26 protein-coding genes are annotated in these 24,567 nt (G+C 64.8%); 10 read left to right on the top strand and 16 right to left on the bottom strand.

Going from position 1 to position 24,567, the window contains the following annotated elements; translation table 11 throughout:
* Nucleotides 1–76: 76 nt before the first annotated feature.
* On the top strand, nt 77–790 hold the full coding sequence (locus DUGA2_RS00970) for a PEP-CTERM sorting domain-containing protein (protein WP_168167745.1): 714 nt from the start codon (nt 77–79) through the stop codon (nt 788–790).
* On the opposite strand, the gene DUGA2_RS00965 is transcribed toward DUGA2_RS00970, so the two are convergent.
* Both DUGA2_RS00965 and DUGA2_RS00960 read right to left on the bottom strand, forming a co-directional pair.
* Nucleotides 791–1,468 carry an ankyrin repeat domain-containing protein gene (locus DUGA2_RS00965; RefSeq protein ID WP_070266669.1) on the bottom strand — a complete coding sequence of 226 codons (678 nt, stop codon included), beginning with the start codon at nt 1,466–1,468 and terminating at the stop codon, nt 791–793. It abuts the gene before it with no gap.
* 7 nt (nt 1,469–1,475) lie between these two features.
* Nucleotides 1,476–2,255, bottom strand: coding sequence for a TatD family hydrolase (locus DUGA2_RS00960; RefSeq protein ID WP_070266668.1), 780 nt, complete (start codon nt 2,253–2,255; stop codon nt 1,476–1,478).
* Nucleotides 2,256–2,323: 68 nt separating this feature from the next.
* Here DUGA2_RS00960 and DUGA2_RS00955 point away from each other — a divergent pair, with 68 nt between their 5' ends.
* Entirely contained in the window at nt 2,324–3,331 is a 1,008-nt protein-coding gene (locus DUGA2_RS00955; RefSeq protein ID WP_070266667.1) for an alpha/beta fold hydrolase, read from the top strand.
* Nucleotides 3,332–3,346: 15 nt separating this feature from the next.
* On the opposite strand, the gene DUGA2_RS00950 is transcribed toward DUGA2_RS00955, so the two are convergent.
* Genes DUGA2_RS00950 through mltG form a run of 5 tightly spaced genes read right to left on the bottom strand, consistent with a single transcriptional unit; the run spans nt 3,347 to nt 6,986 of the window.
* On the bottom strand, nt 3,347–3,868 hold the full coding sequence (locus tag DUGA2_RS00950) for a GNAT family N-acetyltransferase (RefSeq protein WP_070266666.1): 522 nt from the start codon (nt 3,866–3,868) through the stop codon (nt 3,347–3,349).
* Nucleotides 3,869–3,902: 34 nt separating this feature from the next.
* Nucleotides 3,903–4,286: a PilZ domain-containing protein gene (locus tag DUGA2_RS00945; protein ID WP_008448417.1), complete on the bottom strand. Its 384-nt coding sequence runs from the start codon at nt 4,284–4,286 to the stop codon at nt 3,903–3,905.
* 10 nt (nt 4,287–4,296) lie between these two features.
* The gene (locus tag DUGA2_RS00940) at nt 4,297–5,328 is read right to left on the bottom strand and encodes a DNA polymerase III subunit delta' (RefSeq protein ID WP_070266665.1); all 1,032 of its coding nucleotides are present in this window, start codon (nt 5,326–5,328) and stop codon (nt 4,297–4,299) included.
* Between the two features lie 41 nt (nt 5,329–5,369).
* Nucleotides 5,370–5,993: a dTMP kinase gene (tmk, locus tag DUGA2_RS00935; protein WP_070266664.1), complete on the bottom strand. Its 624-nt coding sequence runs from the start codon at nt 5,991–5,993 to the stop codon at nt 5,370–5,372.
* 3 nt (nt 5,994–5,996) lie between these two features.
* Nucleotides 5,997–6,986 carry an endolytic transglycosylase MltG gene (gene mltG / locus DUGA2_RS00930; protein ID WP_141753151.1) on the bottom strand — a complete coding sequence of 330 codons (990 nt, stop codon included), beginning with the start codon at nt 6,984–6,986 and terminating at the stop codon, nt 5,997–5,999.
* Nucleotides 6,987–7,143: 157 nt separating this feature from the next.
* On the opposite strand from mltG, the gene DUGA2_RS00925 reads away from it, so the two are divergent.
* The 5 genes from DUGA2_RS00925 to DUGA2_RS00905 all read left to right on the top strand — a co-directional run bounded on the left by DUGA2_RS00925 (nt 7,144) and on the right by DUGA2_RS00905 (nt 13,084).
* Nucleotides 7,144–8,160 (top strand): folate-binding protein YgfZ, encoded by a 1,017-nt coding sequence (locus tag DUGA2_RS00925; protein WP_070266663.1) that lies wholly within the window; start codon nt 7,144–7,146, stop codon nt 8,158–8,160.
* A gap of 1 nt (nt 8,161) precedes the next feature.
* Nucleotides 8,162–8,449, top strand: a complete 288-nt coding sequence (locus DUGA2_RS00920) for a DUF4936 family protein (RefSeq protein ID WP_070266662.1) — start codon at nt 8,162–8,164, stop codon at nt 8,447–8,449.
* On the top strand, nt 8,440–9,183 hold the full coding sequence (locus DUGA2_RS00915; RefSeq protein ID WP_070266661.1) for an NRDE family protein: 744 nt from the start codon (nt 8,440–8,442) through the stop codon (nt 9,181–9,183). The genes DUGA2_RS00920 and DUGA2_RS00915 overlap by 10 nt, the downstream gene beginning before the upstream one ends.
* A gap of 59 nt (nt 9,184–9,242) precedes the next feature.
* Entirely contained in the window at nt 9,243–10,046 is an 804-nt protein-coding gene (locus DUGA2_RS00910) for a hypothetical protein (protein ID WP_141753150.1), read from the top strand.
* 131 nt (nt 10,047–10,177) lie between these two features.
* The gene (locus tag DUGA2_RS00905; protein WP_070266659.1) at nt 10,178–13,084 is read left to right on the top strand and encodes a TonB-dependent receptor domain-containing protein; all 2,907 of its coding nucleotides are present in this window, start codon (nt 10,178–10,180) and stop codon (nt 13,082–13,084) included.
* Here DUGA2_RS00905 and DUGA2_RS00900 read toward each other — a convergent pair.
* Genes DUGA2_RS00900 through DUGA2_RS00890 form a run of 3 tightly spaced genes read right to left on the bottom strand, consistent with a single transcriptional unit; the run spans nt 13,081 to nt 14,223 of the window.
* On the bottom strand, nt 13,081–13,563 hold the full coding sequence (locus DUGA2_RS00900) for an SRPBCC family protein (protein ID WP_070266658.1): 483 nt from the start codon (nt 13,561–13,563) through the stop codon (nt 13,081–13,083). The two genes, DUGA2_RS00905 and DUGA2_RS00900, sit on opposite strands and share 4 nt — an antisense overlap.
* 11 nt (nt 13,564–13,574) lie before the next feature.
* Nucleotides 13,575–14,009, bottom strand: a complete 435-nt coding sequence (locus DUGA2_RS00895; protein ID WP_070266657.1) for a GNAT family N-acetyltransferase — start codon at nt 14,007–14,009, stop codon at nt 13,575–13,577.
* Nucleotides 13,987–14,223: a hypothetical protein gene (locus tag DUGA2_RS00890; RefSeq protein ID WP_070266656.1), complete on the bottom strand. Its 237-nt coding sequence runs from the start codon at nt 14,221–14,223 to the stop codon at nt 13,987–13,989. Before DUGA2_RS00890 ends, DUGA2_RS00895 begins: the two co-directional genes overlap by 23 nt.
* On the opposite strand from DUGA2_RS00890, the gene DUGA2_RS00885 reads away from it, so the two are divergent.
* Nucleotides 14,222–15,307 carry a tartrate dehydrogenase gene (locus DUGA2_RS00885; protein WP_070266655.1) on the top strand — a complete coding sequence of 362 codons (1,086 nt, stop codon included), beginning with the start codon at nt 14,222–14,224 and terminating at the stop codon, nt 15,305–15,307. The two genes, DUGA2_RS00890 and DUGA2_RS00885, sit on opposite strands and share 2 nt — an antisense overlap.
* Before the next feature lie 51 nt (nt 15,308–15,358).
* Here the strand turns inward: DUGA2_RS00885 and DUGA2_RS00880 are convergent, their stop codons facing one another.
* Genes DUGA2_RS00880 through DUGA2_RS00855 form a run of 6 tightly spaced genes read right to left on the bottom strand, consistent with a single transcriptional unit; the run spans nt 15,359 to nt 21,479 of the window.
* Entirely contained in the window at nt 15,359–16,264 is a 906-nt protein-coding gene (locus DUGA2_RS00880) for an SDR family oxidoreductase (RefSeq protein ID WP_070266654.1), read from the bottom strand.
* Nucleotides 16,264–17,271 carry an NADP-dependent oxidoreductase gene (locus DUGA2_RS00875; protein WP_070266653.1) on the bottom strand — a complete coding sequence of 336 codons (1,008 nt, stop codon included), beginning with the start codon at nt 17,269–17,271 and terminating at the stop codon, nt 16,264–16,266. The genes DUGA2_RS00880 and DUGA2_RS00875 overlap by 1 nt, the downstream gene beginning before the upstream one ends.
* Before the next feature lie 2 nt (nt 17,272–17,273).
* Nucleotides 17,274–18,056, bottom strand: coding sequence for an SDR family oxidoreductase (locus DUGA2_RS00870; protein WP_070266652.1), 783 nt, complete (start codon nt 18,054–18,056; stop codon nt 17,274–17,276).
* A gap of 10 nt (nt 18,057–18,066) precedes the next feature.
* Complete coding sequence (locus tag DUGA2_RS00865; RefSeq protein ID WP_070266651.1) at nt 18,067–18,369, bottom strand: Dabb family protein; 303 nt, start codon at nt 18,367–18,369, stop codon at nt 18,067–18,069.
* Between the two features lie 26 nt (nt 18,370–18,395).
* The gene (locus tag DUGA2_RS00860; protein ID WP_070266650.1) at nt 18,396–20,297 is read right to left on the bottom strand and encodes an acyl-CoA dehydrogenase; all 1,902 of its coding nucleotides are present in this window, start codon (nt 20,295–20,297) and stop codon (nt 18,396–18,398) included.
* A 3-nt stretch (nt 20,298–20,300) separates the two neighbouring features.
* Complete coding sequence (locus DUGA2_RS00855) at nt 20,301–21,479, bottom strand: acetyl-CoA C-acyltransferase (RefSeq protein ID WP_070266649.1); 1,179 nt, start codon at nt 21,477–21,479, stop codon at nt 20,301–20,303.
* A gap of 203 nt (nt 21,480–21,682) precedes the next feature.
* Here DUGA2_RS00855 and DUGA2_RS00850 point away from each other — a divergent pair, with 203 nt between their 5' ends.
* Together DUGA2_RS00850 and DUGA2_RS00845 are read left to right on the top strand one after the other, a co-directional pair.
* Nucleotides 21,683–23,380: an MFS transporter gene (locus DUGA2_RS00850; RefSeq protein ID WP_070266648.1), complete on the top strand. Its 1,698-nt coding sequence runs from the start codon at nt 21,683–21,685 to the stop codon at nt 23,378–23,380.
* Between the two features lie 126 nt (nt 23,381–23,506).
* Nucleotides 23,507–24,553, top strand: a complete 1,047-nt coding sequence (locus tag DUGA2_RS00845; RefSeq protein WP_141753149.1) for a hypothetical protein — start codon at nt 23,507–23,509, stop codon at nt 24,551–24,553.
* Nucleotides 24,554–24,567 lie beyond the last annotated feature (14 nt).

Raw genomic sequence — 24,567 nt, 5'->3', positions numbered from 1 at the left:
TTTAACAGTTATCTCCGTGTAAATATATTAAATACAATATATAATTAAAAATAACTTAACCCGAAAGGTAGCAATGATGAATAAATTTACCAAGCTGGCGACCGCCGCCGTACTGTTCGCGTCCGCCTTTGGCGCACACGCGCAAGTGATCGACTTCAACGGTCTTGCGGGAGCGGACATGGCTGGAGGAAGCGCTAGTAGTGTTAACGGATATACCTATTTCTATCCAGGCGTCTCTTCCCATGTCGCTGGCTATACCTTTGCGTCGGCCGATGAACAACGATACATGGGCTCCTACTATGCCACCGTGTGGTCGACCGGCCTCGTCGGCCACGCCGTCGACAACGGCACCGATTACCTGACCACGAGAAAGCCGGTGGAAATCAGCCGGACGGGTGGCGGCTCCTTCAATCTGAACTCACTCGATCTGAGCAATTTCTACGATGATCCGTACCCGTGGGTGCAGTATCACATTTCGCCGCAAGCTTCCTTCGTCATCACAGGAAAACTGGCTGCCGGTGGAACGGTGAGCACCATCGTGACGCTCGACGATTTGTCCAATATCGAAACACGCGGAACTGCTGCGGCATTCAACCATTTTTCGTTCACCGGCTTCACCAACCTCACATCGTTTGAAATCCATCGCCTCGATACGGGCGGTTTCCCAGAAGAAGCCGGCATCGCGCTGGACAATCTGAACGTCTCTGCGGTGCCGGAGCCATCGTCGTGGGCGATGATGGGTCTGGGCCTGCTGGGCCTGGCCGCTTACGCCAAGCGCCGCAAGGCCTGATCAGCGCCTGGCCTTCGCGGCCAGGTGGGCATTGATGGTTTTCGCGATCCAGGGCTTGTCGGCCTTGGTCGCGAACTCGGCGGCTGTCAGGTGGAAGCCGCCGTCCTTCAGGGTCGCGTCCGCGCCCTGCTCCAGCAACAACTCCACCACTTTTTCCTGCCCTTCGCGCGCGGCGATCATCAGCGGCGTCATGCCGGACGGCGATTCGGCGTCGATATAGGCGTGCTTGTCGAGCAGGATGGTGGTGATCTCGGTGCTGCCGGCCGCTGCCGCATAATGCAAGGCGGCCCAGCCTTTCTGGTTGACCTGGGCCCCGCGCTTGATCATGTCCAGCACGGTTTCCTTGTTTTGACGGAAGGCCGCCATCATCAGTGCAGTATTGCCGTTCGGCGCTTTCGCTTCCAGGTCAATGCCGGGCTGGTCCATCAGCAACTGGGCCACCCGGTAGGCTTCATAGCGCATCGCGACGATCAGCGCCGTTTCGCCACCCGGTTCGCGCACATTCGGACTCAGGCCGCGCGCCAGCAGCTTCTTCACTGCGGACAGGTTGTCCAGCTGTATGGCGCGGAACAGGTCGACTTCATCCTCGGTCTGCTCCGCGGCGAAGACCGGCACGGCCACAGCCAGTGCCAGGGCCAGGGCCGCCAGCAGCGTGCGGCGTTTTGATGGATTCAGCATAGGAAGGTCACGCCGCCACGTTGAACAGTTTGAAGAAATTGGCCGTCGTCTGTTCGGCGACCTGCTCCACCGGCACGCCCTTGAGCTTGGCGATGTACTCGCCGACGTGGGCGACGAAGCCCGGCTCGTTCATCTTGCCACGGTGCGGCATCGGCGCCAGGTAGGGCGAATCGGTCTCGATCAGGATGCGTTCCAGCGGCACTTCCAGCGCCACCGCCTGCAAATCCTTGGCGCTCTTGAAGGTGACGATGCCGGAGAAGGAAATGTAGAAGCCCATCTCGATCGCCGCGCGCGCCACTTCCAGCGACTCGGTAAAGCAATGCATGACGCCGGCCACGCCGCCCGCCTCGGTGCCTGCGCCCTCTTCGCGCATGATGCGGATGGTGTCTTCGCTGGCGTTGCGGGTGTGGATGATAAGCGGCTTGCGCGTGATGCGCGATGCCTTGATGTGCGTGCGGAAGCGCTCGCGCTGCCACTCGAGGTCGCCTTGCAGGCGGAAGTAGTCCAGCCCGGTCTCGCCGATGGCAATGATCTTCGGATCGTTGGCCAGCTCGACCAGCTGTTCGACGCTCGGTTCGGGCGTGTCTTCATAATCCGGGTGCACGCCGACCGAGGCGTAGATATGCGGATATTCGTGGGCCAGCGCCAGCACCTGAGGGAAATCCGGTAAGTCGACCGACACGCATAGCGCGTGGGTCACTTTGTTGTCGGCCATCCTGGCCAGGATTTCGGGCATGCGAGCAGCCAGCTCGGGGAAATTAATGTGGCAATGGGAATCGATAAACATGCCGTGATTGTAACTCAAGCGCGCCTGGCCTAGAATCGGCGTTCCCAATCACTGCCGGAGTCCGCCTGATGTTCAGCCGTCTTGCCCCCGCCCTCGTGCTCGCCCTGCCCCTGGCCGCCACCGCCGCCGATGCACCGCCCCAGCAATTCGCCGACCTCGGCGATGTGCATCTGGAAAGCGGCGCCGTCATCAAGGATTGCAAGCTCGGCTACCGCACCATCGGCACGCTGAACGCCGCCCGCTCCAACGCGGTCGTGTTCCTGCCGTGGCACACCGGCACCAGCGCCGAGGCGGTCGAGCTGCTGGGTCCGAAAGGCCTGCTCAACACGGCCGGGCATTACGTGATCGTGATCGATGCGATAGGCAATGGCGTGGCCTGCTCGCCCTCCAACAGCGCGACGCAGCACGGCACCGCCTTCCCGGTCTTTACCGTGCGCGATATGGTGCAGTCCGAGTTCCGGCTGTTGAACGACAAGCTGGGGCTCAAGCACGTGCACGCGATCGTCGGCTATTCGATGGGCGCCACCCAGACCTTCCAGTGGATCGTGAGCCATCCCGGCTACATGGACGTGGCGGTACCGATTGCCGGCACGCCGCGCCAGACCAGCTACGACCTGCTGTTCTGGCGCACCGAGGAAGCGGCGATGCTGGCCGATCCGGAATATGCCAACGGCGAGTACAAGCAGAACCCCAGGCTGCCGCTCTACCACCAGATCTTCGCTACGCACTTCGACACGCCGGCCTACCGCAACGCCAGGACCAAGCCGACGGAGGTCGAGAAGTTCATCGCGAAGACAGTGGAGCCAGACCCGGATGCGGCCGACGCCAACGACATGCGCTGGCAAATCCGCGCCTTCCTGGCGCAGGACATCGGCGACGATGCCGCCGGCAAGGTAAAGGCCAAGGTCCACATCATCAACCCGCGCCAGGACTTGATCGTCAATCCCGAGCCGGCGCTGGCGTTCGCGCGCAAGGTGCGGGCCACGACCACGGTGCTGGAGGGCGATTGCGGCCACTCGGCGGTGGTGTGCGCCACCGGCCAGATACGCGCAGCCGTCGACCGCGCGCTGAAGTAACGATCAGGAAAATGCTCAGGCGACGCGCTTGCCCAGGATGATCAGGTCGCGCTCGACGCCGTCCAGATTGGCCACCTTGGGCAGGTTGGCCCAGGTGGCAAAGCCGAACTTGGCGAACAGGCCCAGGCTAGGCTGGTTGTGGCCGAAGATAAAACCCAGCAAGGTATGCACCTTGATCGCCGGCGCATGGGCGATGGCCTGCGCGATGCAGTAGCCGCCGACACCCTTGCCGCGCCACGCTTCGGCGATGTAGATCGAAATCTCCGACGTGCCCGAGTAGGCTGGGCGGCCATAGAAGTTCGAGTACGACATCCAGCCCAGCGTTTCCGGTTGGGCGGCCGCATCATCGGCGCGTTCGATGATCCACAGCGGGCGCTTGTCCGGCGTGTGCTCGTGGAACCACGGCAGGCGCGACTCCACCGACACCGGCTCGGTATCGGCCGTGACTTCGCGCGAGGCGATGGTGGTGTTGTAGATGGCAACGATGGTCGGCAAATCGTCGAGCGTGGCAAGGCGGTGGCGGAAAGCTGTGGTCATGTCGTTCGGAGCAGTGGGGAAATTAAAGCGTGGATCAAAGCGTATGCGTGGCGCGCGACGAACGCAGCGCGGCGCCGAGTATCTCTTCGATGCGCAGGCGGGCGCGCTGGCCGCTCTCGTCTTCCGGGAAGTGCACGCCTATGCCCTGCGCCTTGTTGTTGTGCGCGCCGGCCGGCGTGATCCAGGCGACCTTGCCGGCGATCGGATATTTGTTGGGGTCGTCCATCAGCGCCAGGATCAGGTAGATCTCGTCGCCGATCTTGTAGGGCTTCTGGGTCGGCACGAACATGCCGCCGTTTTTCAGGAAAGGCATATAGGCCGCGTACAGCGCGGCTTTTTCCTTGATGGCCAGCGATAATACCGTCGGCCGCGCAACGGCAGGCGCGGCGGTCGGGTCGAGAGGGCTGGCAGCGGACATGGACTCCCTTTCAGGCGCAGCAGGCGGCGTAATCGAGCAACATATCCTCCAGGAACAGCTTCGGCGACAGCGGATGGTCGGCGGTGGCCCGGCGTTCATTCGCTCCCTTGATCGCTGCCATCAGACGGCTGACGTGGATCTTGCCCGCCAGGCTGGCCAGTTCCTTCTGGTAGCGCGGATAGTACCGGATGTTACCTGCCAGTTTGTAGGAAAACAGGTCATAAAGCCAGCGCTGCAACCAGGAAACCTGTGCACCAAGCGGCACTTTTTGCAGTTTATCAGCAACTTTTAACGCACCCTCGACGCTGGGATGCGCCAGCAATTGCAGCAACACCTCCAGATCGTCGCGGTTGCCGGTTTCCGCCTGCGTCATCGCGGCCAGCGGCGCGCCGCCCTGCTCGCGCAGCCAGCTGTCGGCGTCCGGCACGCCCTGGGCCTTCAGCCAGGCCAGCGCCTCGGCGTGGGTGGGCATGGGCAGCGCGAACTTGCGGCAGCGCGACAGGATGGTCGGCAGCAGCCGGTCCAGGCTGTTGGAGGCCAGCAGGAATACCGTACCCGGCGGCGGCTCTTCCAGCGTCTTCAGCAAGGCGTTGGAGGCCGGCATGTTCAGCGCCTCGGCCGGGTACAGCACCACCACCCGCAAGCCCTGGCGGTGGGTGGAAATGTTCATGAAATCCGACAGGTTGCGGATTTGCTCGATCTTGATCTCTTTGGATGGCGCCTTGGCCGACTTGGCGGTCTTCTTGGCCTCGCCTTCGCCCTCTTCGCTCTCGGCGGGCTCGTCCTCCAGCGCTTCCGGCCGCACACGGCGGTAGTCCGGGTGGTTTTGCTGGGAGAACCAGCCGCAGGACGCGCACTGGCCGCAGGCGTGGCCGTCCGGCAGCACGGCCTCGCACAACAGGCCCTGGGCGAAGCGTTCGATGAAGTCGGACTTGCCTATCCCGGCGGCGCCATGGAACAGGATGGCGTGCGGCATGCGCTGGCGCAGCAGTTGCAGCTGCTGCCAGGACGATTCTTGCCACGGATATATGGAATTACTCATTATTGGTATTCTGTTTTAAAACAATCGCTTATGCAATACTTTTAAAGTGCAAGCATTTCATCGAGGATGGCCGCGATCCTCACCTGGATGTCCGGAATCGACTGGGTCGAATCGATCACGCGGAAGCGGGCCGGGAACTGCGTGGCGCGGCGCAGGTATTCGTTGCGGGTGGCGGCGAAGAAGTCGGCCTTTTCCTGCTCGAACTTGTCCAGCGAGCGGGTGGCGTCCAGGCGTGCGCGCGCCACTTCCAGCGGCACGTCGAACAGCAGCGTCAGGTCGGGCTGCAGATGCGGGTGCACCCACTGCTCCAGCGCCTCCAGCTTGGCCAGGTCCATGCCCCGGCCGCCGCCCTGGTAGGCGAAGCTGGCGTCGGTGAAGCGGTCGGAGATGGCCCACGCGCCACTGTGCAGCGCCGGCTCGATCACCTGGGCGATGTGCTCGCGGCGGCTGGCGAACATCAGCAGCGCCTCGGTTTCCAGATGCATTTTTTCGTGCAGCACCAGGTCGCGCAGCTTTTCGCCCAACGGCGTGCCGCCCGGCTCGCGCGAGCTGACCAGCTTGATGCCCTTGTTTTTCAGATAGTCGCCGACAAAGGCGATGTGGGTCGATTTGCCGGCGCCGTCTATGCCTTCGAAGGTGATGAACTTACCGCGGTGTTGAGTCATGAATTATCTTTGGTACTTGTTGACCGCCCGGTTGTGGTCGGTCAAATTATCGGAGAACTGGCTGGTGCCGTTGCCCTTGGAAACGAAATACAGCGCCGCCGTCTTGGCCGGCGCCAGAGCCGCCGCCAGCGATTGCACGCCCGGCAAGGCGATCGGCGTCGGCGGCAGGCCGGTGCGGGTATAGGTATTGTACGGGGTGTCGGTCTCCAGATCCGATTTGCGGATCTTGCCGTCGTAGCGGTTGCCCATGCCGTAGATCACGGTCGGATCGGTTTGCAGCAACATGCCCAGCTTCAGGCGGTTGACGAACACGCCGGCGATCATGCCGCGTTCGGACTTCTGGCCCGTTTCCTTTTCGACAATCGACGCCATGGTCAGCGCCTCATACGGGGTTTTGTACGGCAGCGCCGGATCGCGCTTTTCCCAGGCCTCGTTCAGGCGGGTGAGCAGGATGCCGTGCGCCTGCTTGTAGATCTGCAAATCGCTGGCGCCCTTGGCGAACAGATAGGTATCGGGGAAGAACATCCCCTCCGGCTGCTTGTATTCCGAGCCGATCGCGCTCATCACTTCCTTGTCCGACAGCGCCACCGTATCGTGCTTCAAGCCCTTGTGGGCGGCGATGGCGGCCCGCATCTGGCGGAAGGTCCAGCCCTCGATGATGGTCAGCTGCTCCTGCGCGAACTCGCCGCGCACCAGTTGCTCGATCAGGCGCAGCGGCGTGGTGCCCGGCTTCAGTTCGTAGGCGCCGGCCTTCAGCTTGCCGCTTTTATTGGTCACGCGCGCCAGCAGGTTGAACAGCAACGGCTGGATCGGCACGCCGGCTTCGGCGATCTGCTGGCCGGCGGCGTGGGCGCCGCTGCCGGGCGCGATGGTGAATTCGATGGGTTCGATCTCATCGCCGATGATCGGGTGCTGGGACCAGTAGACAAAATAGCCGCCGCCGGCGATGGCCAGCATGATGCACAAGGTGATGATTTTTTTTATAAAAGCCATTGTTTAAAGCCGTTGGGTTGGATCAAGTCGCACAGCTTGCCACTTCTTGGCACAGTCCGCCAGTGCCGCGTTTTGCGCGGCATCCGACGCGATCCGTCCGACATCACTATAATGAGCCCGTAATGATAATGCTTTAATCGTCAAATTATTGGAAATTATGTCTTCTTGGAATGAACTTTTAGTACAGCAAGCCCAGCCGCTGACCACCACCCAGCTGGCCGTGGGCTTTGTCGCGCCGATCGGCGACCAGGGCCTGATCGCGCTGGACGGCGAGGAATCGGCCGGTTTCCTGCACAACCAGCTGACCAACGACGTCGAGCACCTGGGCCTGGACGAAGTTCGCCTGGCCGGTTACTGCTCGCCCAAAGGCCGGCTGCTGGCCTCGTTCCTGATGTGGCGTAACGCCAGCACCATCTTCCTGCAACTGCCGCGCGAGATCCAGGCGCCGGTGCAGAAGCGCTTGTCGATGTTCGTGCTGCGCGCCAAGACCAAGCTCAGCGATGCGGGCGAACTGCCGGCCAACCAGGTCGTGCTGGGCCTGGGCGGGGGCATGGCCGAAGATGCGCTGCAAAACTGGTTCGACCCGCTGCCGGCAAAACCGTTCACCAAACTCGACCATCCGCTGGGCACGTTGCTGCGCGTGGCCGATGCCTTCGGCGCGGCGCGCTACCAGTGGCTGATGTCGGCCGAAGTGGCGCAGACCGTGGTGCCGGAGCTGGCAGCCAAGCTGTCGGTCGGCCGCACGGACGCCTGGCATCTGTCGGAAATCCATGCCGGCATTCCGCAAATCACCAAGGCCACGCAGGAACAGTTCGTCCCGCAGATGGTCAACTTCGAGCTGCTGGGCGGCGTCAACTTCAAGAAGGGCTGCTATCCGGGGCAGGAAATCGTCGCCCGCAGCCAGTACCTGGGCAAGCTGAAGCGGCGCACCACGCTGGTCAGCATCGCCGACGCGGCCGCCGCGGCCGGTGTCGAAGTGTTCGCCACGGCCGATCCCGAACAGCCATGCGGCATGGTGGTCAACGCCGCGCCCAACGGCAAGGGCGGCATCGATGCGCTGGTCGAAATGAAACTGGCCGCCATCGAAGCGGCCTCGGTCCGCCTGGGCTCGCCCGACGGCGCACCGCTGACCTTCCTCGACATGCCTTACGTGCTGGACCCACTCGATCTCTAGCATGGATCTCTACATCTACTATCAGGTCAAGGATGGCGACGCGCCATCCTTGCTGGCGGCGGTCGTCCCCATGCAGGCCGCGCTGGGCGCGCTGCACGGCGTCGCCTGCCAGCTCAAGCGCCGGCCGCAGGCGACCGACGGCAAGCAGACATGGATGGAAGTCTATGCCGCCACGCCCGACGGCTTTGCCGCCGCGCTGGAGCGCGCCGTCGAACAGGCCGGATTGTCGGCCTGGATCGTCGGCCCGCGTCATACCGAAGTTTTTACGGATTTAGTCACATGTGCCTGATCGTTTTTGCCTGGCGGGTCATACCGGCAGTACCGCTGGTGGCTGCGGCCAACCGTGATGAGTTCTACCAGCGCGCCACCGCGCCGGCCGCCGCGTGGCCGGAACACCCGCAAATCTACGCCGGCCGCGACCTGCAGGCCGGCGGCAGCTGGATGGGCATCACCCAACCGGCAGCGGGCCGCAACGCCTCGCGCTTTGCCGCCATCACCAATATCCGCGCGCCGTCCGAGCACCGCGACGACGCCCCGTCGCGCGGCCACCTGGTCGCCGACTTCCTGGCCGGCAGCATGACGCCGCAGGAATACGTCGACGCCATCCGCGCCGACGCCGGCGCCTACAACGGCTTCAACCTGGTGCTGAGCGACGGCGACACGCTGATCTGGTTCTCCAACCGCGGCGACGCCGACCCGCGCAACGGCCTGCCGCTGGAGCCGGGCGTGTACGGCCTGTCGAACGCGCTGCTCGATGCGCCGTGGCCGAAGGTGGTCAAGACCAAAGCCCAGTTCGCCAGCCTGCTATGCCTGGGCGCGCCGGACGACGCCTTCTTCGAAATGCTGGCCGACACCACGCCCGCGCCCGACCAGCGCCTGCCGGAAACCGGTGTGCCGCTGGACCTGGAACGCGTGCTGTCGGCGGTGCGCATCGAAAGCCCCAGCTACGGCACCCGCACCTCCACCGTGGTGAAGCTCTACGCCGATGCACCGGCGACCTTGCAAGAGATGCTGATACACTAGCGAACAGACCCGTCTGCGTCCGGCCATCCCGGCCCGCCGCAGGACTTGCTATTTGTGCCATGCCTATGCGTGTAACGCTGCTGCTGTCCTTACCGATGTTAACCTTGCTGGCCGGCCAGGCCGCAGCGGCCTGCGCGCCACTGCGCTTCGGCTACACCGACCAGGCCGTTCCACCCTACTACCTCGGCAACGGCCCCAATGAAGCCAAGCCGGCCGCCGGCGCGCTGGCCGAGCTGACCCGCGACGCCGCCGCCAGCGCGGGCTGCGAGACCGTGATGGTGCGCATGCCGCCGCCGCGCCTGCGCATGAGCATGGAAGCCGGCAAGATCGACGCCACCTCGCTGTTTTCCCCGGACGTGGTCGGCGCTTCGCCGCACATCGTTTATCCACTCGACAAGCACGGCAAGCCCGACCCCACGCGCGGCATGGCCTTGTACAGCGTGGTGTTCGTGCGCACCGCCGACGGCCTGCCCAAGAACGGCGACCCGGCCGTGGTGATGCGCGGCCGTATCATCGGCCTGTCGCATGGCGCGCCGCACATCAAGGTGCTGCGCGAGCGCGGCGTGCAGGTCGACCAGGGCGCCGCCAATCCCGACACCAATTTCGAAAAGCTGCGACGCCGCCGCATCGATGGCTTTGCCGTATCGCTGGCCTCGCAGGACGATATGGACGCCACCGTGGCTGCGCGCTACGGCAAGGAGTTCACCCGCCTCGACAAGCCGCTGTTCACCTCCACCGCCTGGCTGGCCCTGAGCAAGACCTACTACGACCAGAATCCCAAACAGGCCGAAGCCATCTGGCAGTGGTACGGCACGCACGGCCCGGCGCGCCTGGGCGCCCTGCTCAAAAAGTACGGCCAGTAAGCCTGTTGCGTTTACGGACGAGAACGACGTAAATTGTTTACACCCTCCCACCTTGTTGCGTAAAGTGTTCTGTTAGAAATAGAACGCTAGCAACCAGCAATCCTGTTTTCGTCCATCCAGGAGGGTTAGCCATGACAAGAACAATCTCGCGCCGCAACGCATGGCGCGCCTTGGGGGCCTGCGGCATGGCGCTCGGCAGCCAGTCTGTCTGGGCCCAGGACGGCGCGACCGACATACCGACCGTGCACGTCACCGGCACCAGGCTGGCCGCGCCCGGCGCGGAATCGCCCTCGCCGCTGCAAATCCTCAGTGCGGCCGACATCGCCGCCTCCGGCGCCACCAACCTGCAGGAACTGCTGCAAAAGAACCCGACGCTGGGCGCGCCCGCGTTCAGCCGCAACAATTCCAACTTCCTGCCGACCGGCGGCGGCGTCACCAGCGTCAACCTGCGCAACCTAGGCGACGCCCGCACACTGGTGCTGGTCAACGGCCGCCGCTTCGTGGCGGGCGTGTCCGGCAGCAGCGCGGTCGATCTCAACGCCATCCCCACCGACTTCATCGAACGCATCGAACTGCTGACCGGCGGCGCGTCGGCCACATATGGTTCGGATGCCGTGGCCGGCGTCATCAACATCATCCTCAAGCGCAATCTGAGCGGCTTGAGCTTTGACGCCAGCACCGGCCGCAGCAGCCACGGCGACGACTTCAAGAAGAAAATGGCGCTCAGCTACGGCTACGACAGCGCCGACGGCCGCACCAGCCTGATGGGTCATCTGGCCTACACGCGCCAGGGCGCCGTGTCCTCGCGCGACCGCGACATGTCGGCCCAGGACCAGATTTCCAAGATGCTCAGCAGCGGGCTGGCGGCCGATGCCTTTGTCCCGGTGCGCAATTACTCGGTGGCCGCGCCGCAGGGCCGCTTCTTCTACAACAAGGACGCGGCCGGCAAGGCCGGCAACTACACCTACGATGCGCAGGGCAATGTGATCCCCTGGTCCACCAACGGCGACGCCGCGCTCGGCCTGGCCGCGACCGGCTTCAACCGCTCGGCCTTCCGCACCATCGCCGTGCCGACCGAGCGCTATCTGCTGGCACTGAACGGCGAGCACGCCTTCACGCCCGCCGTCATCGGCTTCGTCGAGGGCAACTACAGCAGCACCAAGGTGCGCACCATCATCGAGCCGCTGGCCTTGTCCTCGGCGGACTTCTACAAAAGCAGCAACGGCCAGGTGCCCGCCGAAACCATGGTCAACGGCGTGGCGGTGCGCAATCCGCTGGTGCCGCAATACCTGTACGACCGCAGCGCCGACAGCACCGGCGACGGCCTGCGCGACTACAGCTTCAGCCGCCGCCTGGCCGAGATCGGCAACCGCCAGGCCGGCATCGACCGCGACACCTCGCGCCTGGCCACCGGCTTGAAAGGCACGCTGGACGGCTGGCGCTACGACAGCTATCTGGTCTACGGCAAGACCCGCGAACACCAGCGGGCCGACGGCCAGGTCGACCTGCAGAGATTCCGCAACGCCATGCAAGCCATTCCCGACGCCGGCGGCGCCGCCGTCTGTGCCGATGCGGCGGCCCGCGCCCAAGGCTGCTCGCCGCTGAATATTTTTGGCTACAACACCATCTCGCCGGCCGCGCTGGCCTATGTGACGGTGCCCAGCATACTGGATGTGGAGATCACGCAAAAACTGGCCGGCGCCTCCATCAGCGGCGAAGCGTTCGCGCTACCGGCAGGCAAAGTCGGCGTGGCGGCCGGCTTCGAATGGCGCAAGGAGAGCTCGTCCAGCATTCCCGATGCGCTGACCCAGGGCGGCCTGATTTCCGGCGCAGTCCTGCCCGCCACGTCGGGCAGCTTCTCGGTGCGGGAGTTCTTCGCCGAGGCGCGCGTGCCGCTGCTGAAGGACCGCGCATACGCCAAAGACCTGAGCTTCCTGGGCGCCTTCCGCTCCGGCCGCTACTCCACCATCGGCACCGCCAACAGCTGGAACGCCGGCCTCGAATGGCGCACGGCGGATACGCTGAAACTGCGCGCCACCCGCGCCCTGTCGACACGGGCGCCCAATATCAACGAGCTGTACCTGCCGCCCAGCCAGGTCTTCCCGACCGGCATCGTCGATCCGTGCAGCGGCGTCACGGCCAACTCGACCGGCGCGCGCGACACCGCCTGCCGCGCCGACGCCGGCGTGCTGGCCAACATCAACGCCAACGGCAAATTCACGCTCAGCCAGCCGGACATCCAGGCGCTGAGCGGCTACAACCGCGGCAACCCCGGCCTGAAGGCGGAGAAAGGCCGCTCCAGCACGGTCGGCCTGGTGTACACGCCGGCCAGGTTCACCTTCACGGCGGACTACTTCAACATCAAGATCGCCGACGCCATCGTCACCACGCCACGCCAATATGCGCTCGACCAGTGCTACAACGGCGGCAACAGCAGCTTCTGTCAATTCATCACGCGCCGCGCCAGCAATTCCGGCGCCTTCAGCGCCGGTGCGCTGACCTATATCGACAGCGCCGTCACTAACAGCGGCGGCACCGGCACCTCGGGCGTCGACCTGACCGGCGCCTGGACCGGCACGCTGGGACCGGGGCGCCTGGCCGTCCGGCTCGCCTACACGTATCTGAAGGAGTTCTACAGCATCCCGCTGCCGGGGACGCCTGCCGACCAGGCCGCAGGCGAAGTGGGCTATCCTCGCAACAAGGCCATGCTCAACCTGGGTTATCAATGGCGGGAATGGAGCATCAGCTCGACCACCAGCTACGTCGGCGCCTCGGCCCTGGATGACCAGTTGCTGGCGCAGTTCAAGCTTGCGGCCGGCAGCGTCAAAGTAGGCGCCAAAGTCGTCAACGACTTCCAGCTCAGCTACGCGCTGCGCAAGACGGTGTCGCTCTACCTCGGTATCGACAACGCCTTCAATACCAAGCCGGCGCCGGTGATCAGCGGCCTGACCGGCGACACCATCGGCACCGAGACCAACGCCAGCGTCTACGACCCGATCGGCCGCCGCTATTACTTGGGCGTGCGCGGCAGCCTTTAAAGCTGCTTCATGTAGGCGACCAGCTGGTCGAGGGCCTTGCCCCAGCCTTCCTTGAAGCCCATCTGCTTGTGCGCCTCGACGGTGGCCTCGTCCTTGTGGCGGGCGCAGGCGATGTAGCGTGTGCCGCCGTTGGGCAGCGGCTCCATCGACACCACGGCGGTGATGAACGCATTACCGGTCGGGCGGTAGCCGGGGCCCAGCGCGTCGGTCCAGGTCAGGCGGCGGTTTTCCACCACCTCCAGGTAGCAGCCGTGATTGTGGTGGCGCTCGCCGTTCGGTCCGGCCATCACCGAGCTGAACAGGCCGCCCGGACGCAGGTCGCTGTGCGCTTCCAGGGTCTTCCACGGCGACGGCGTGAACCAGTGCACCAGATGCTCGGGCTTGGTCCACGCGGCCCACACCAGTTCCGGCGCGATGTCGATGTCGCGTTCAAATACCAGGTCCAGCTTGGGGTCGAAATTCTCTACGATGTGCGTCATGGCCGTGCTCCTTAAAAGGTGTACTGCATGTTGATATGGGCGATGCCCGCCTCAAAGAATTCTTCGCCGTCGATGGCGAAGCCGTGGCGCTCGTAGAACGGCGCGGCGTGCGATTGCGCGCTGAGCACCACCTGCCGGTCGCCACGGGCGCGCGCCTGCGCCATCAGCACTTGCAGCAAGGCGCCGCCGACGCCGCTGCCGCGCCCGGCCTGGCGCACCGCCATGCGGCCGATGTGGCCATCCGGCAGCAGGCGGCCGGTGCCGACCGGCGTGCCGTTCGCATCGTAGGCCACTGCATGCAGGCAGACCGCATCCATGTGGTCCATTTCCAGTTCGGCGGGGACTTTCTGTTCTTCGACGAAGACTTCAAATCGTATCAGTTTGGCGTCGGCCTGGAGTGCGGTCCAGTCTCCGGTGCGGATCTCATGGCTGGCGGTGTTGTTCATCGGCGTGCGGGCGAGTTGGCGATGCGCGATTGTCGCACGCCAGATGCCGCTCCAGGAAGTCCACGCACACGCGCACCTTGGCCGAGCCGGCCAACCGTTGCGGATACACCTCCCACACATTGGCCGCCTCCTCCAGCATGCCGACGCGCTTGCTGACATAGGCCGGCGACATGCCCAGGATCGCGCTATCCTGGTCGCCAAGGAGAACGCCCATGAAAACGCACAAAATCGCAGTGATCGCCGGAGACGGCATCGGCAAGGAAGTCATGCCCGAAGGCATACGCGTGGTCGAGGCCGCGGCCCGCCGCTTCAACATCCAGATCGAATGGACCCGCTTCGAGTGGGCCAGCTGCGACTACTACGCCGCACACGGCAAGATGATGCCGGACGACTGGTTCGAACAGCTACAAGACTACGAAGCCATCTTCTTCGGCGCGGTCGGCTGGCCGGCGCTGGTGCCCGACCACATTTCGCTGTGGGGATCGCTGCTGAAGTTCCGCCGCCAGTTCGACCAGTACGTCAACCTGCGGCCGGTGCGCCTGATGCCCGGCGTGCCTTGCCCGCTGGCCAACAAACAGCCCGGCGACATCGACTTCTACATCGTGCGCGAAAACACCGAGGGCGAATATTCGTCCGTCGGCGGCCGCATGTTTGAAGGGACGGAGCGCGAGTTCGTGCTACAGGAAGCCATCTTCACCCGCACCGGCGTGGACCGCGTGCTGCAATACGCCTTCGACCTCGCGCAGAGCCGGCCGCGCAAGCACCTGACCTCGGCCACCAAGTCGAACGGCATCTCGATCAGCATGCCGTACTGGGACGAACGCGTGGCCGAGATGGCCAGGGATTATCCGGACGTGACGTGGGACCAGTACCACATCGATATCCTGGCGGCCCGCTTCGTGCTGTCGCCGGAACGCTTCGATGTGGTGGTGGCGTCCAACCTGTTCGGCGACATCCTTTCCGACCTCGGCCCGGCCTGCACCGGCACGATAGGCATCGCGCCGTCGGCCAACCTGAATCCTGATCGGCAATGGCCGTCCTTGTTCGAGCCGGTGCACGGCTCGGCGCCCGACATCTACGGCAGGAATATCGCCAATCCGGTCGCCATGATCTGGTCCGGCGCGATGATGCTGGACTTCCTCGGCAACGGCGACGCCAGCTACCGCGCCGCGCACGACGCCATCGTCGCCGCCATCGAAGCCTGGCTGCTGGACGGCCAGCGCACGCCGGACATGGGCGGCACGGCCAGCACCACGGAAGCCGGCCAGGCCATCGCCGCCAGGCTGCAAGCGGACTAAGACGTCACGGGGCGTCCGGCTGGAACGCCGCGATGCGCGCCTTTTGCACCATCAGCCCAGCTTCATCTTCGCCCGCAGCGCCTCGCGCACATGCGGCGTGGCGGCATACGGATCGCCGGGATTGGTGCCGGCGACGACGTGCTGCATGCGCTCCTGCACACCGGCCAGCGCGCCCGGATGCGAGTAGATGTAGAAGTCGCCGTCGGCGATGGCCTTGAAGGTGATCTCCGCCACGTCCTGCGCCGACACCTTGCCCGACGATACAGCCTTGTCCGTCATGGCTTGCGCCGCCAGCTGGCTGGCGGTCGGGCCTTGCGTCATGCGCACGTCCTCGGGACGGTTGCGGTGCGACTGGCTGATCCCGGTCGGCACGAAATACGGACACAGCACCGACGCGCCAATAGGCGCACCAACCAGCTGCAAGTCCTGGTACAAGGTCTCCGACAGCGCCACCACCGCATGCTTGGAGACGTTGTACACGCCCATCGCCGGCGCATTGAGCAAGCCCGCCATCGACGCCGTGTTGACGATGTGGCCTTCGAACGATGGATCGCCCTTGGCCGCCTCCAGCATCAGCCTGGTGAAGATGCACACGCCGTGGATCACGCCCCACACGTTCACGCCCATCACCCATTCCCAGTCGGCCTCGGTGTTCTCCCAGATCAGCCCGCCCGAACCGACGCCGGCGTTGTTGAACACCAGATGCACGGCGCCGAATTCGGCGACCGCCGCATCGGCCAGCGCCTGCACCTGCTCGCCCTTGCGCACGTCGCACAACTGCGAAATGACGCTGGCGCCCTGCGCCTTCAACTCCTCGACGGCGCGTTGTAGCGCGTCGCCCTGCACGTCCGCCAGCACCAGCTTCATGCCTTCACGCGCCGCCACGTTGGCGAATTCGCGGCCCAAACCACTCGCGCCGCCGGTGATGACGACGACCTTGCCTCTGAATGTTTTCATTAGATGAGCTTGACCAGTTGTTTGCCGATGTTTTGCCCTTGCAGCAGGCCCATGAACGCTTGCGGCGCGGCCGCGAGGCCCTCCGCTACCGTTTCGCGGTATTTGATCTGGTGGTTGGCGACCAGCACGGCCAGTTCCTGCAAGCCCTGCTGCCAGAATTCCATGTGTTCGGTGATGATGAAGCCGCGCAGCGTCACACGGTTGAGCAGCAGCAGGCGCGAATTCTTGATCGGCATTTCCTGGCCGTTGAAGCCGGCGATCAGGCCGCACAGCGCCACGCGCGCAAACGCGTTGGTGCGCGCCAGCGAGGCGTCGAGGCAGGCGCCGCCGACGTTTTCAAAGATGGCGTCGACGCCGTCCGGCGTGGCGGCGGCCAGGTCGGCCTCCAGGTTGCCGGCCTTGTAGTCGACGCAGGCATCGAAGCCCAGCTGCCTGACCACGTACTCGCACTTCTCCGGCCCGCCGGCGATGCCAACCACGCGGCAGCCGCGCAGCCGCGCCAGCTGTCCGACCACGCTGCCCACCGCGCCGGCTGCGGCCGACACCACCACCGTATCGCCGGCGCCAGCTTCGAGTATCTGGTTGAAGCCGTACCAGGCCGCCATGCCCGGCATGCCGACCACGCCCAGGTAGGCCGACAGCGGGATGCGGGTGGTGTCCAGCTTGCGCAGCAGGACGCCGTCCGACACGCCCATCTCGGCCCAGCCCAGCACGCCGCCGACGAACTCGCCAACCTGGTAGTAGTCGTTGCGCGAGGCCACCACCTGGCCTACCGTGCCGCCTATCATGGTCTGGTCCAGCGGCTGCGAGCTGGCGTAGCTCTTGGCCGAGCTCATGCGGCCGCGCATGTACGGATCCAGCGAAAGATAGTGGTTGCGTATCAGGACTTCGCCGTCTGCCAGTTGGGGCACGTCCAGCGTCTCCAGCCGGAAGTTTTCCGGCGCCACCGGGCCGCGCGGACGCGCCGCCAGCACGATGCGCTGGTAAGTCTTGGGAATCTGCACCATGGTCAGACCGCCGACACGCCGCCGTCCACCGCCAGGATCTGGCCGGTGATGTGCTTGCCCGCGTCGGAAGCGAACAGCACGGCCGCGCCTTTCAAGTCCTCGTCGTCGCCGAGGCGGCCCAGCGGCGCATCCTTGGACAATTCGTCCGGGCCCAGTTTCTCCAGCAAGCCCTTGGTCATCTTGGACGGGAAGAAGCCAGGCGCCAGCGCGTTGACGGTGATGCCGTGGCGGCCCCACTCGCCGGCCAAGGTGCGCGTGAAGTTGACCAGCGCGCCTTTCGAGGTGTTGTAGGCGATGGTCTGCATGGTGCCCGGCGGATTGCCGGCCAGGCCGGCGATCGAGGCGATGTTGATGATGCGGCCGTAGCCACGCGGGATCATCGAGCGCTTGCCGACCAGCTGCGACACCACGAAGATGCTGCGGATGTTCAGGTTCATCACCTTGTCCCACGCTTCGACCGGATGGTCTTCGGCGGGCGCGCCCCAGCTGGCGCCGGCGTTGTTGACCAGGATGTCGATGTGACCGAGGTGGGCCAGCGCGGCCGTCACCAGGGCGTCCGCGTGCGCGTCCTGAGACAGATCGGCGGCGACGGCGTGGGCGTCGATGCCGTGGCTGGTCAGGTAGGCCACGGCCTCATCGAGGTCGGGCTGCTTGCGCGAGGAGATGACGACCTTGGCGCCCTGCTCGCCCAGCGCCAGCGCCATTTGCAGGCCCAGGCCGCGCGAACCGCCGGTGATCAGCGCGGTCTTGCCGGACAGGGAAAACAATTCTTGAGTTGTACGCATCGCGGGTTCCTTAGATTTCATAGTCCATGCACTGGCGCGCATCGCGCACCGCGACGAAGAATGGCTTCATCGCCACGTGGTCGGGATGGTTCTGGTATGCGTCCAGCGCGGCCTTGTCGCTGAATTCCGAGTACAGCATGACGTCATAGGTCGCCTCCAGGCCGGGCTGGGCGATGACCGCCTCCAGCTTCAGCAGGCCGGGCACCAGGCCGACGCAGCCGTCCAGCAGCGCTTTCATCCTGGCCGCGTTGGCGGCGCGGTCTGCGCCTTCCGCATGGTCTTTCAGTTTCCACATTACGATGTGCTTGATCATTGTGTCTCGCTTTAGTTATCGCTTGTTCAGAACCACGCGTCGCGCATGTCGAGCGTGGTGGTGTCTATGCTGGCCAGCAGTTCCAGCTGCTGTTCGACTTTCGGCAATTCCCAGCGGAAGAAGTAGCGGCAGGCCTGCAGCTTGCCGCGATAGAAATCGGCATCGCCGCCATCCAGGGCCGCAGCGGCCAGCAAGGCCTGCTGCAACCAGATCCAGGCGACCACGACGTGGCCGACCGCTTCCAGGTACAGGCTGGCGTTGGCCAGGGTTTCGTTCATGTCGCCGGCAGCATACAGCTTTTGCGTGACGAGTTCCACTGCCTGCCACGCGGCGTCGAGCGCGGCGGCATGGGCCAGCAGCTCCCGGCTGATGTTGGCCAGCTCGGCCAGTTCGGCCGGCAGCGCATCCGGCGCGCCGACGCTGCCGCGCACCTTGCGCACCGTCTTGCGCAACTCGGCGCCGAAGGCCTTGAACAGCGCGCCATCCTGCATGCTGGCCTTGCGGCCCAGCAGGTCGAGCCCGTGGATGCCGTGCGTGCCTTCGTGGATGGCGTTCAGGCGGTTGTCGCGGTAGAACTGTTCGACATTGTATTCGCGCGTGTAGCCGTAGCCGCCGTGCACCTGGATCGCCAGGCTGTTGGCTTCCACGCACCACTGCGATGGCCAGGATTTGGTGATCGGCGTCAGGAAGTCCAGCAGGCGGGCCGCATGTTCGCGGGCTTCCGGCGTTTCCGCGCTGTGCTGCTCGTCGACCAGGCGGGCGCTGTACAGCACCAGGCCCAGGCCGCCTTCCACATAGGCCTTTTGCGCCAGCAGCATGCGCCGCACGTCGGTGTGTTCGATGATGGGCAGCTGCGGCTGGGCCGGGTCTTTCTGCGCCGGGTGGCGGCCTTGCGGACGGTTGCGGGCATAGTCGAGCGCGTGCAGATAGCCGGTGTAGCCCAGCACTGCCGCGCCCAGGCCGACGCCGATGCGCGCCTCGTTCATCATGTGGAACATCTGGGCCAGGCCCTGGTGCGGATTGCCGACCAGGTAGGCGATGGCGCCGCCCTTGCCTTGCGGCTGGAACTTGCCTTCGCCGAAGTTGAGCAGGCAGTTGGTGGTGCCGCGATTGCCCATCTTGTGGTTGAGGCCGGCCAGTACGACGTCGTTGCGTTCGCCAAGGCTGCCGTCTTCGTTGACCAGGAACTTGGGCACGATGAACAGCGAGATGCCTTTGACGCCAGGAATCAGCTTGCCGTCCGGGCCGGGTATCTTGGCCAGCACCAGGTGGACGATGTTGTCCGACAGATCGTGCTCGCCGGCCGAAATCCACATCTTGTTGCCGCTCAGGCGGAACTGGCGCTCGCCGTCCACGCCGGGCTGCGGGTCGGGCACCGCGCGGCTGGCGATGTCGGACAGGCTGGAGCCGGCCTGCGGTTCGGACAGGCACATGGTGCCGAAGTAGCGGCCCGCGAACATCGGATCGACATAGCGCCGCACCTGTTCCGGCGTGCCGCATTTGAGCAAGGTGTTGGCATTGCTCATCGTCAGGAAGGTGTAGGCGCTGGTGGCGACATTGGCCGCCGTGAAGTAGGCGGCCAGCGCTTTCTCCACCACCACCGGCAGCTGCATGCCGCCACGCTCGTAGTCCTGGCCCGCCGCCATCAGGCCGGCGGCCGAGAACGCTTCCAGCGCCGTCTTCACCTCGTCGATGATGCGGACGTCGAGGCAGTGCTCGCCTGGCACGGCCTGCGGTTCCTGCTGGTCGCTCTTTTTGTTATGCGGCGCGAACAGCCCGGTGGCGAGCTGCTCGGCCGTGTCGAGGGCGGCGTCGAAGGTCTCGCGGTTGTGGTCCTGGAAGCGGGCGCGCCGCGTCAGCGCCTCCGCATCCAGCCATTCGTACAGCATGAAGGCGATATCGCGCCGCGACAGCAGTAGCGACTGCATCGCTTACACCACTTCGAACAGGCCCGCCGCTCCCTGGCCGCCACCGATGCACATGGTGACGACCACATATTTGACGCCACGGCGCTTGCCTTCCAGCAGCGCGTGGCCGGTCAGGCGCGCGCCCGACACGCCATACGGGTGGCCGACGGCGATCGCGCCGCCGTTCACGTTCAGCCGGTCCATCGGGATGCCCAGCGTGTCGGCGCAGTACAGCACCTGCACGGCGAAGGCTTCGTTCAATTCCCACAGGCCGATGTCCTCGACCTTCAGGCCGGCTTTTTTCAGCAGCTTGGGAATCGCGAACACCGGGCCGATGCCCATCTCGTCCGGCTCGCAGCCGGCGACGGCGAAACCACGGAAGATGCCCAGCGGCTGCAAGCCCTTGGCCGCTGCGGCCTGCGCGCTCATGACGATGGACATCGAGGCGCCGTCCGAGAACTGGCTGGCGTTGCCTGCGCTGATGACGCCGCCGGGCACGGCGCTGCGGATCTTGGAGACGGCTTCATACGTTGTATCGGCGCGGATGCCTTCGTCGGCGGAGATCGTCACTTCGCGCGTCAGCAGCATGCCGCTGGCCTTGTCGGCCACGCCCATGGTGGTGGTCATCGGCACGATCTCGGCGTCGAACAGGCCGGCGGCCTGGGCGGCGGCGGCGCGCTGCTGGCTTTGCACGCCGTACTCGTCCTGGCGCTCGCGGCTGATGTTGTAGCGCTTGGCCACGGTTTCCGCCGTCTGCAGCATCGGCCAGTAGATTTCCGGCTTGTGCTGCGACAGCCAGACTTCCTTGTACATGTGCATATTCATCTCCTGCTGCACGCAGGAGATCGATTCCACGCCGCCGGCGGCGTAGATGTCGCCTTCGCCGGCGATGATGCGCTGGGCGGCGGTGGCGATGGTCTGCAGGCCCGACGAGCAGAAACGGTTGATGGTCATGCCGGCGGTCGTCACCGGGCAGCCGCCACGGATGGCGATCTGGCGCGCGATGTTGCCGCCGGTGGCGCCCTCGGGATTGGCGCAACCGATCAGCACGTCCTCAACCTCGCCCGCCTCGATGCCGGCGCGGCTGATCGCCGCCTGCAGCGCGTGGCCGCCCAGCGTGGCGCCGTGCGTCATATTGAACGCGCCTTTCCACGATTTGGCCAGGCCCGTGCGGGCGGTTGAAACGATGACGGCGTCGATCATGAATGTCTCCTGTAGGTATAGGTGGGTGTTTTCAGTGAAATCAGAATAGCATATTTTAGTACGGTCGTTCGCAAATTATTTCTGTAAGTTTCGCGTAAGTTTGAAGCAAGCCTGACGTAAGGTTCGCAGTACACACTGCGCTCAAGCTGACGAAAATGTAACTATCTCGGCTGGGGAAATCCAAAAAATTAACGGAGACAAAAATGACGACAACATCAGGCACCGCCGACCCGCGCAACCTGCCCAAGTCCGGCAGCATCACGCCGGAAGAACGCAAGGTGATCTTTGCGTCCTCGCTGGGGACGGTTTTCGAATGGTACGATTTCTATCTGTACGGTTCGCTCGCTCCCATCATCGCCAAGCAGTTCTTCATCGGCGAGCCGACCACCACCTTCATTTTCGCACTGCTGGCGTTTGCCGCCGGTTTCATTGTGCGTCCGTTCGGCGCGCTGGTGTTCGGCCGCCTCGGCGACATGATCGGCCGTAAGTACACCTTCCTGATCACCATCCTGATCATGGGCGCCTCCACCTTCATTGTCGGCCTGCTACCCGGGTACGCGGCCATCGGCATCGCGGCGCCCATCATCCTGGTCTCGCTGCGCATCCTGCAGGGCCTGGCGCTGGGCGGCGAGTACGGCGGCGCGGCCACCTACGTGGCCGAGCATGCGCCGCACGACAAGCGCGGCTCGTTCACCTCGTGGATCCAGACCACTGCGACGCTGGGCCTGTTCCTGTCGCTGCTGGTGATCTTGGGCACCCGTACCGCCGTCGGCGAAGAAGATTTCGCTGCCTGGGGCTGGCGCGTGCCGTTCCTGGTGTCGGTGCTGCTGCTGGGTATTTCGGTGTGGATCCGCCTGTCGATGAATGAATCGCCGGCCTTCGCCAAGATGAAAGCCGAAGGCAAGACCTCGAAAGCGCCGCTGAGCGAAGCCTTCGGCCAATGGCGCAACCTGAAAGTGGTGATCCTGGCGCTGCTGGGCCTGACCATGGGCCAGGCCGTGGTCTGGTACACCGGCCAGTTCTACGCGCTGTTCTTCATGACCCAGGTGCTGAAGATCGATGGCGCCAGCGCCAACATCATGACCGCCGTGTCGCTGGCTCTGGCCACGCCGTTCTTCATCTTCTTCGGCATCCTGTCGGACAAGATCGGCCGCAAGTGGATCATCCTGGGCGGCTGCGTGCTGGCTGCGGCGACCTACTTCCCGCTGTTCGGCGCCCTGACCCACTACGGCAACCCGGCGCTGGAAGCCGCGCTGAAGAACTCGCCAGTGGTGGTGGTCGCCGATCCGGCTTCGTGCCACTTCCTGTTCAACCCGACCGCCACCAAGAAGTTCCCTTCGTCGTGCGACATCGCCGCCGGCATGTTGTCCAACGCTTCGGTGAACTACACCACGCAGGAAGCGCCGGCCGGCAGCGTCGCCAAGATCAAGGTGGGCGACAAGGAAATCACCGCCTTCAACGCCACCATGACGCCTGACGGCCTGAACTTCGACAAGGCCAGCAAGGATGCCGAAGCCGCGCTGAAGAAGGAAGTGGGCGGCGCCATCAAGGCCGCAGGCTATCCAGCCAAGGCCGACGACACGCAGATCAACAAGCCGATGATGGTGCTGGTGCTGTTCATCCTGGTGCTGTACGTGACCATGGTGTACGGCCCGATCGCCGCCATGCTGGTCGAGATGTTCCCGACCCGCATCCGCTACACCTCGATGTCCCTGCCTTACCACATCGGTAACGGCTGGTTCGGCGGCCTGCTGCCGACCATCTCGTTCGCGCTGGTGGCGTTCAAGGGCGACATCTACTACGGCCTGTGGTATCCGATCATCATCGCCCTGATCACGGCCGTGATCGGTGCGCTGTTCGTCGGCGAGACCAAGAACAACAACATCTACGCCAACGACTAAGCCTGCTTGAGCAGCGCAAAATAGCCGCCAGCGATGGCGGCTATTTTTTTGTCTTTTTGAGTTATAGTCTGCATCATCAAAAACCAAATATTGACTACCATGATACGACGGACGCTGGCCAGCCTGATGCTCCTCCCACTCGCCGGCGCCGGCGCGCAGCAGGCGCCGGATGAGCAGGAGACGGAAGCGGTCCCGACCGTCGAAGTCAGCGGCATCAAGCATCCCGAACTGCGCTCCTACCGCAACCTGCTGGCGGGCCTGGACACCTTCGAGCGCGAGCACAAGCTGGCGCCGCATGCCGACACGCTGCGCTTCATCCTCAAGCCGCAGCAGCCGGGCGCGGTCATCGATGGCGTCACGCTGCGCATCGCCGGCGGCGATACCGACATCGCCGTGCCGGTGGCGGCCGACGGCGGCTTCGTGCTGCCGCGCAGCCAGGCGGCCGACGACGACAATGCCGACCTGGTCCTCAACCGCAAACGCGGCACTTTCAGCGGCAAGCCGGAAATCCGCAGCGCCAATGTGCCGGCCACCATGCGGCGGCTGGGCGACATACGGCTGGAATGCCAGGTGATGATCGCCATCGCAAAAAAGGAAATCAACTTCGCGATGCGGGCGGTGGCAACTGTGGCGCTGGGCGGCGGCGACTGGTGCGCGTCGCCCCGGGTCCATTACGGCACGCCGGCGCCCTGGCCTTCGGACAGCGCCACGCTGGTCCATGGGCAGCGGCGCGAGCAGATCTCGCCCGGCCGCCATCAGAAATACTTCGCGCTGCCGATACAGGACGCCAGCTGGCCGGACGACACGCTGATCGAGTTCCAGCCGTCGGCGCCGGCCACCGTGGCCGAGCTGACCGCTGCGCCGCTGTACTTGCGCGGCACCATGAACAAATGGGGCGCGACCACGCCGCTGCTGCAAGTGGACGCCAGCACCTTCAGCGTCGACGTCGCGCTGCCCAAGGGGCTGAGCCGGTTCCGGATCGGCGCGAAAGACTTCCGCTCGGTCGAGCTGGGCGGCGGCGACAAGCAAGGCAAGTTCGTCGCCGACAAGGCGCAGGCGCTGGCCTGGGCCGGGCGCGACCTCTGGTTCGACACGCCGCAAGCCGCCACCTACACCTTCGCCCTCAACGTCGCCGCGCCGGACGCGCCGCTGCTGACCGTCACGCGCCGCTAAAAAAAAAGCCGCCT

The organism is Duganella sp. HH101 (assembly GCF_001758795.1).
Taxonomy (GTDB): domain Bacteria; phylum Pseudomonadota; class Gammaproteobacteria; order Burkholderiales; family Burkholderiaceae_D; genus Rugamonas; species Rugamonas rivuli.
The sequence above is the reverse complement of the archived record's forward strand: the minus strand, read 5'-3'. Positions and strand labels throughout refer to the sequence as shown.

Excerpts from the sequence above, each read along its gene's own strand:
- DUGA2_RS00895 (WP_070266657.1), bottom strand. The coding sequence starts at position 14,009 with ATGAACAACACCGCCAGCCATGAGATCCGCACCGGAGACTGGACCGCA.
- DUGA2_RS00925 (WP_070266663.1), top strand. The coding sequence starts at position 7,144 with ATGTCTTCTTGGAATGAACTTTTAGTACAGCAAGCCCAGCCGCTGACC.
- DUGA2_RS00845 (WP_141753149.1), top strand. The coding sequence starts at position 23,507 with ATGCTCCTCCCACTCGCCGGCGCCGGCGCGCAGCAGGCGCCGGATGAG.
- DUGA2_RS00960 (WP_070266668.1), bottom strand. The coding sequence starts at position 2,255 with ATGTTTATCGATTCCCATTGCCACATTAATTTCCCCGAGCTGGCTGCT.
- DUGA2_RS00875 (WP_070266653.1), bottom strand. The coding sequence starts at position 17,271 with ATGGTGCAGATTCCCAAGACTTACCAGCGCATCGTGCTGGCGGCGCGT.
- DUGA2_RS00890 (WP_070266656.1), bottom strand. The coding sequence starts at position 14,223 with ATGGGCGTTCTCCTTGGCGACCAGGATAGCGCGATCCTGGGCATGTCG.
- DUGA2_RS00860 (WP_070266650.1), bottom strand. The coding sequence starts at position 20,297 with ATGCAGTCGCTACTGCTGTCGCGGCGCGATATCGCCTTCATGCTGTAC.
- DUGA2_RS00950 (WP_070266666.1), bottom strand. The coding sequence starts at position 3,868 with ATGACCACAGCTTTCCGCCACCGCCTTGCCACGCTCGACGATTTGCCG.
- DUGA2_RS00900 (WP_070266658.1), bottom strand. The coding sequence starts at position 13,563 with ATGACGCACATCGTAGAGAATTTCGACCCCAAGCTGGACCTGGTATTT.
- DUGA2_RS00865 (WP_070266651.1), bottom strand. The coding sequence starts at position 18,369 with ATGATCAAGCACATCGTAATGTGGAAACTGAAAGACCATGCGGAAGGC.
- DUGA2_RS00970 (WP_168167745.1), top strand. The coding sequence starts at position 77 with ATGAATAAATTTACCAAGCTGGCGACCGCCGCCGTACTGTTCGCGTCC.
- DUGA2_RS00920 (WP_070266662.1), top strand. The coding sequence starts at position 8,162 with ATGGATCTCTACATCTACTATCAGGTCAAGGATGGCGACGCGCCATCC.
- DUGA2_RS00905 (WP_070266659.1), top strand. The coding sequence starts at position 10,178 with ATGACAAGAACAATCTCGCGCCGCAACGCATGGCGCGCCTTGGGGGCC.
- DUGA2_RS00965 (WP_070266669.1), bottom strand. The coding sequence starts at position 1,468 with ATGCTGAATCCATCAAAACGCCGCACGCTGCTGGCGGCCCTGGCCCTG.
- DUGA2_RS00885 (WP_070266655.1), top strand. The coding sequence starts at position 14,222 with ATGAAAACGCACAAAATCGCAGTGATCGCCGGAGACGGCATCGGCAAG.
- DUGA2_RS00850 (WP_070266648.1), top strand. The coding sequence starts at position 21,683 with ATGACGACAACATCAGGCACCGCCGACCCGCGCAACCTGCCCAAGTCC.
- DUGA2_RS00915 (WP_070266661.1), top strand. The coding sequence starts at position 8,440 with ATGTGCCTGATCGTTTTTGCCTGGCGGGTCATACCGGCAGTACCGCTG.
- tmk (WP_070266664.1), bottom strand. The coding sequence starts at position 5,993 with ATGACTCAACACCGCGGTAAGTTCATCACCTTCGAAGGCATAGACGGC.
- DUGA2_RS00955 (WP_070266667.1), top strand. The coding sequence starts at position 2,324 with ATGTTCAGCCGTCTTGCCCCCGCCCTCGTGCTCGCCCTGCCCCTGGCC.
- DUGA2_RS00910 (WP_141753150.1), top strand. The coding sequence starts at position 9,243 with ATGCCTATGCGTGTAACGCTGCTGCTGTCCTTACCGATGTTAACCTTG.
- DUGA2_RS00870 (WP_070266652.1), bottom strand. The coding sequence starts at position 18,056 with ATGCGTACAACTCAAGAATTGTTTTCCCTGTCCGGCAAGACCGCGCTG.
- DUGA2_RS00855 (WP_070266649.1), bottom strand. The coding sequence starts at position 21,479 with ATGATCGACGCCGTCATCGTTTCAACCGCCCGCACGGGCCTGGCCAAA.
- DUGA2_RS00945 (WP_008448417.1), bottom strand. The coding sequence starts at position 4,286 with ATGTCCGCTGCCAGCCCTCTCGACCCGACCGCCGCGCCTGCCGTTGCG.
- DUGA2_RS00940 (WP_070266665.1), bottom strand. The coding sequence starts at position 5,328 with ATGAGTAATTCCATATATCCGTGGCAAGAATCGTCCTGGCAGCAGCTG.
- mltG (WP_141753151.1), bottom strand. The coding sequence starts at position 6,986 with ATGGCTTTTATAAAAAAAATCATCACCTTGTGCATCATGCTGGCCATC.
- DUGA2_RS00880 (WP_070266654.1), bottom strand. The coding sequence starts at position 16,264 with ATGAAAACATTCAGAGGCAAGGTCGTCGTCATCACCGGCGGCGCGAGT.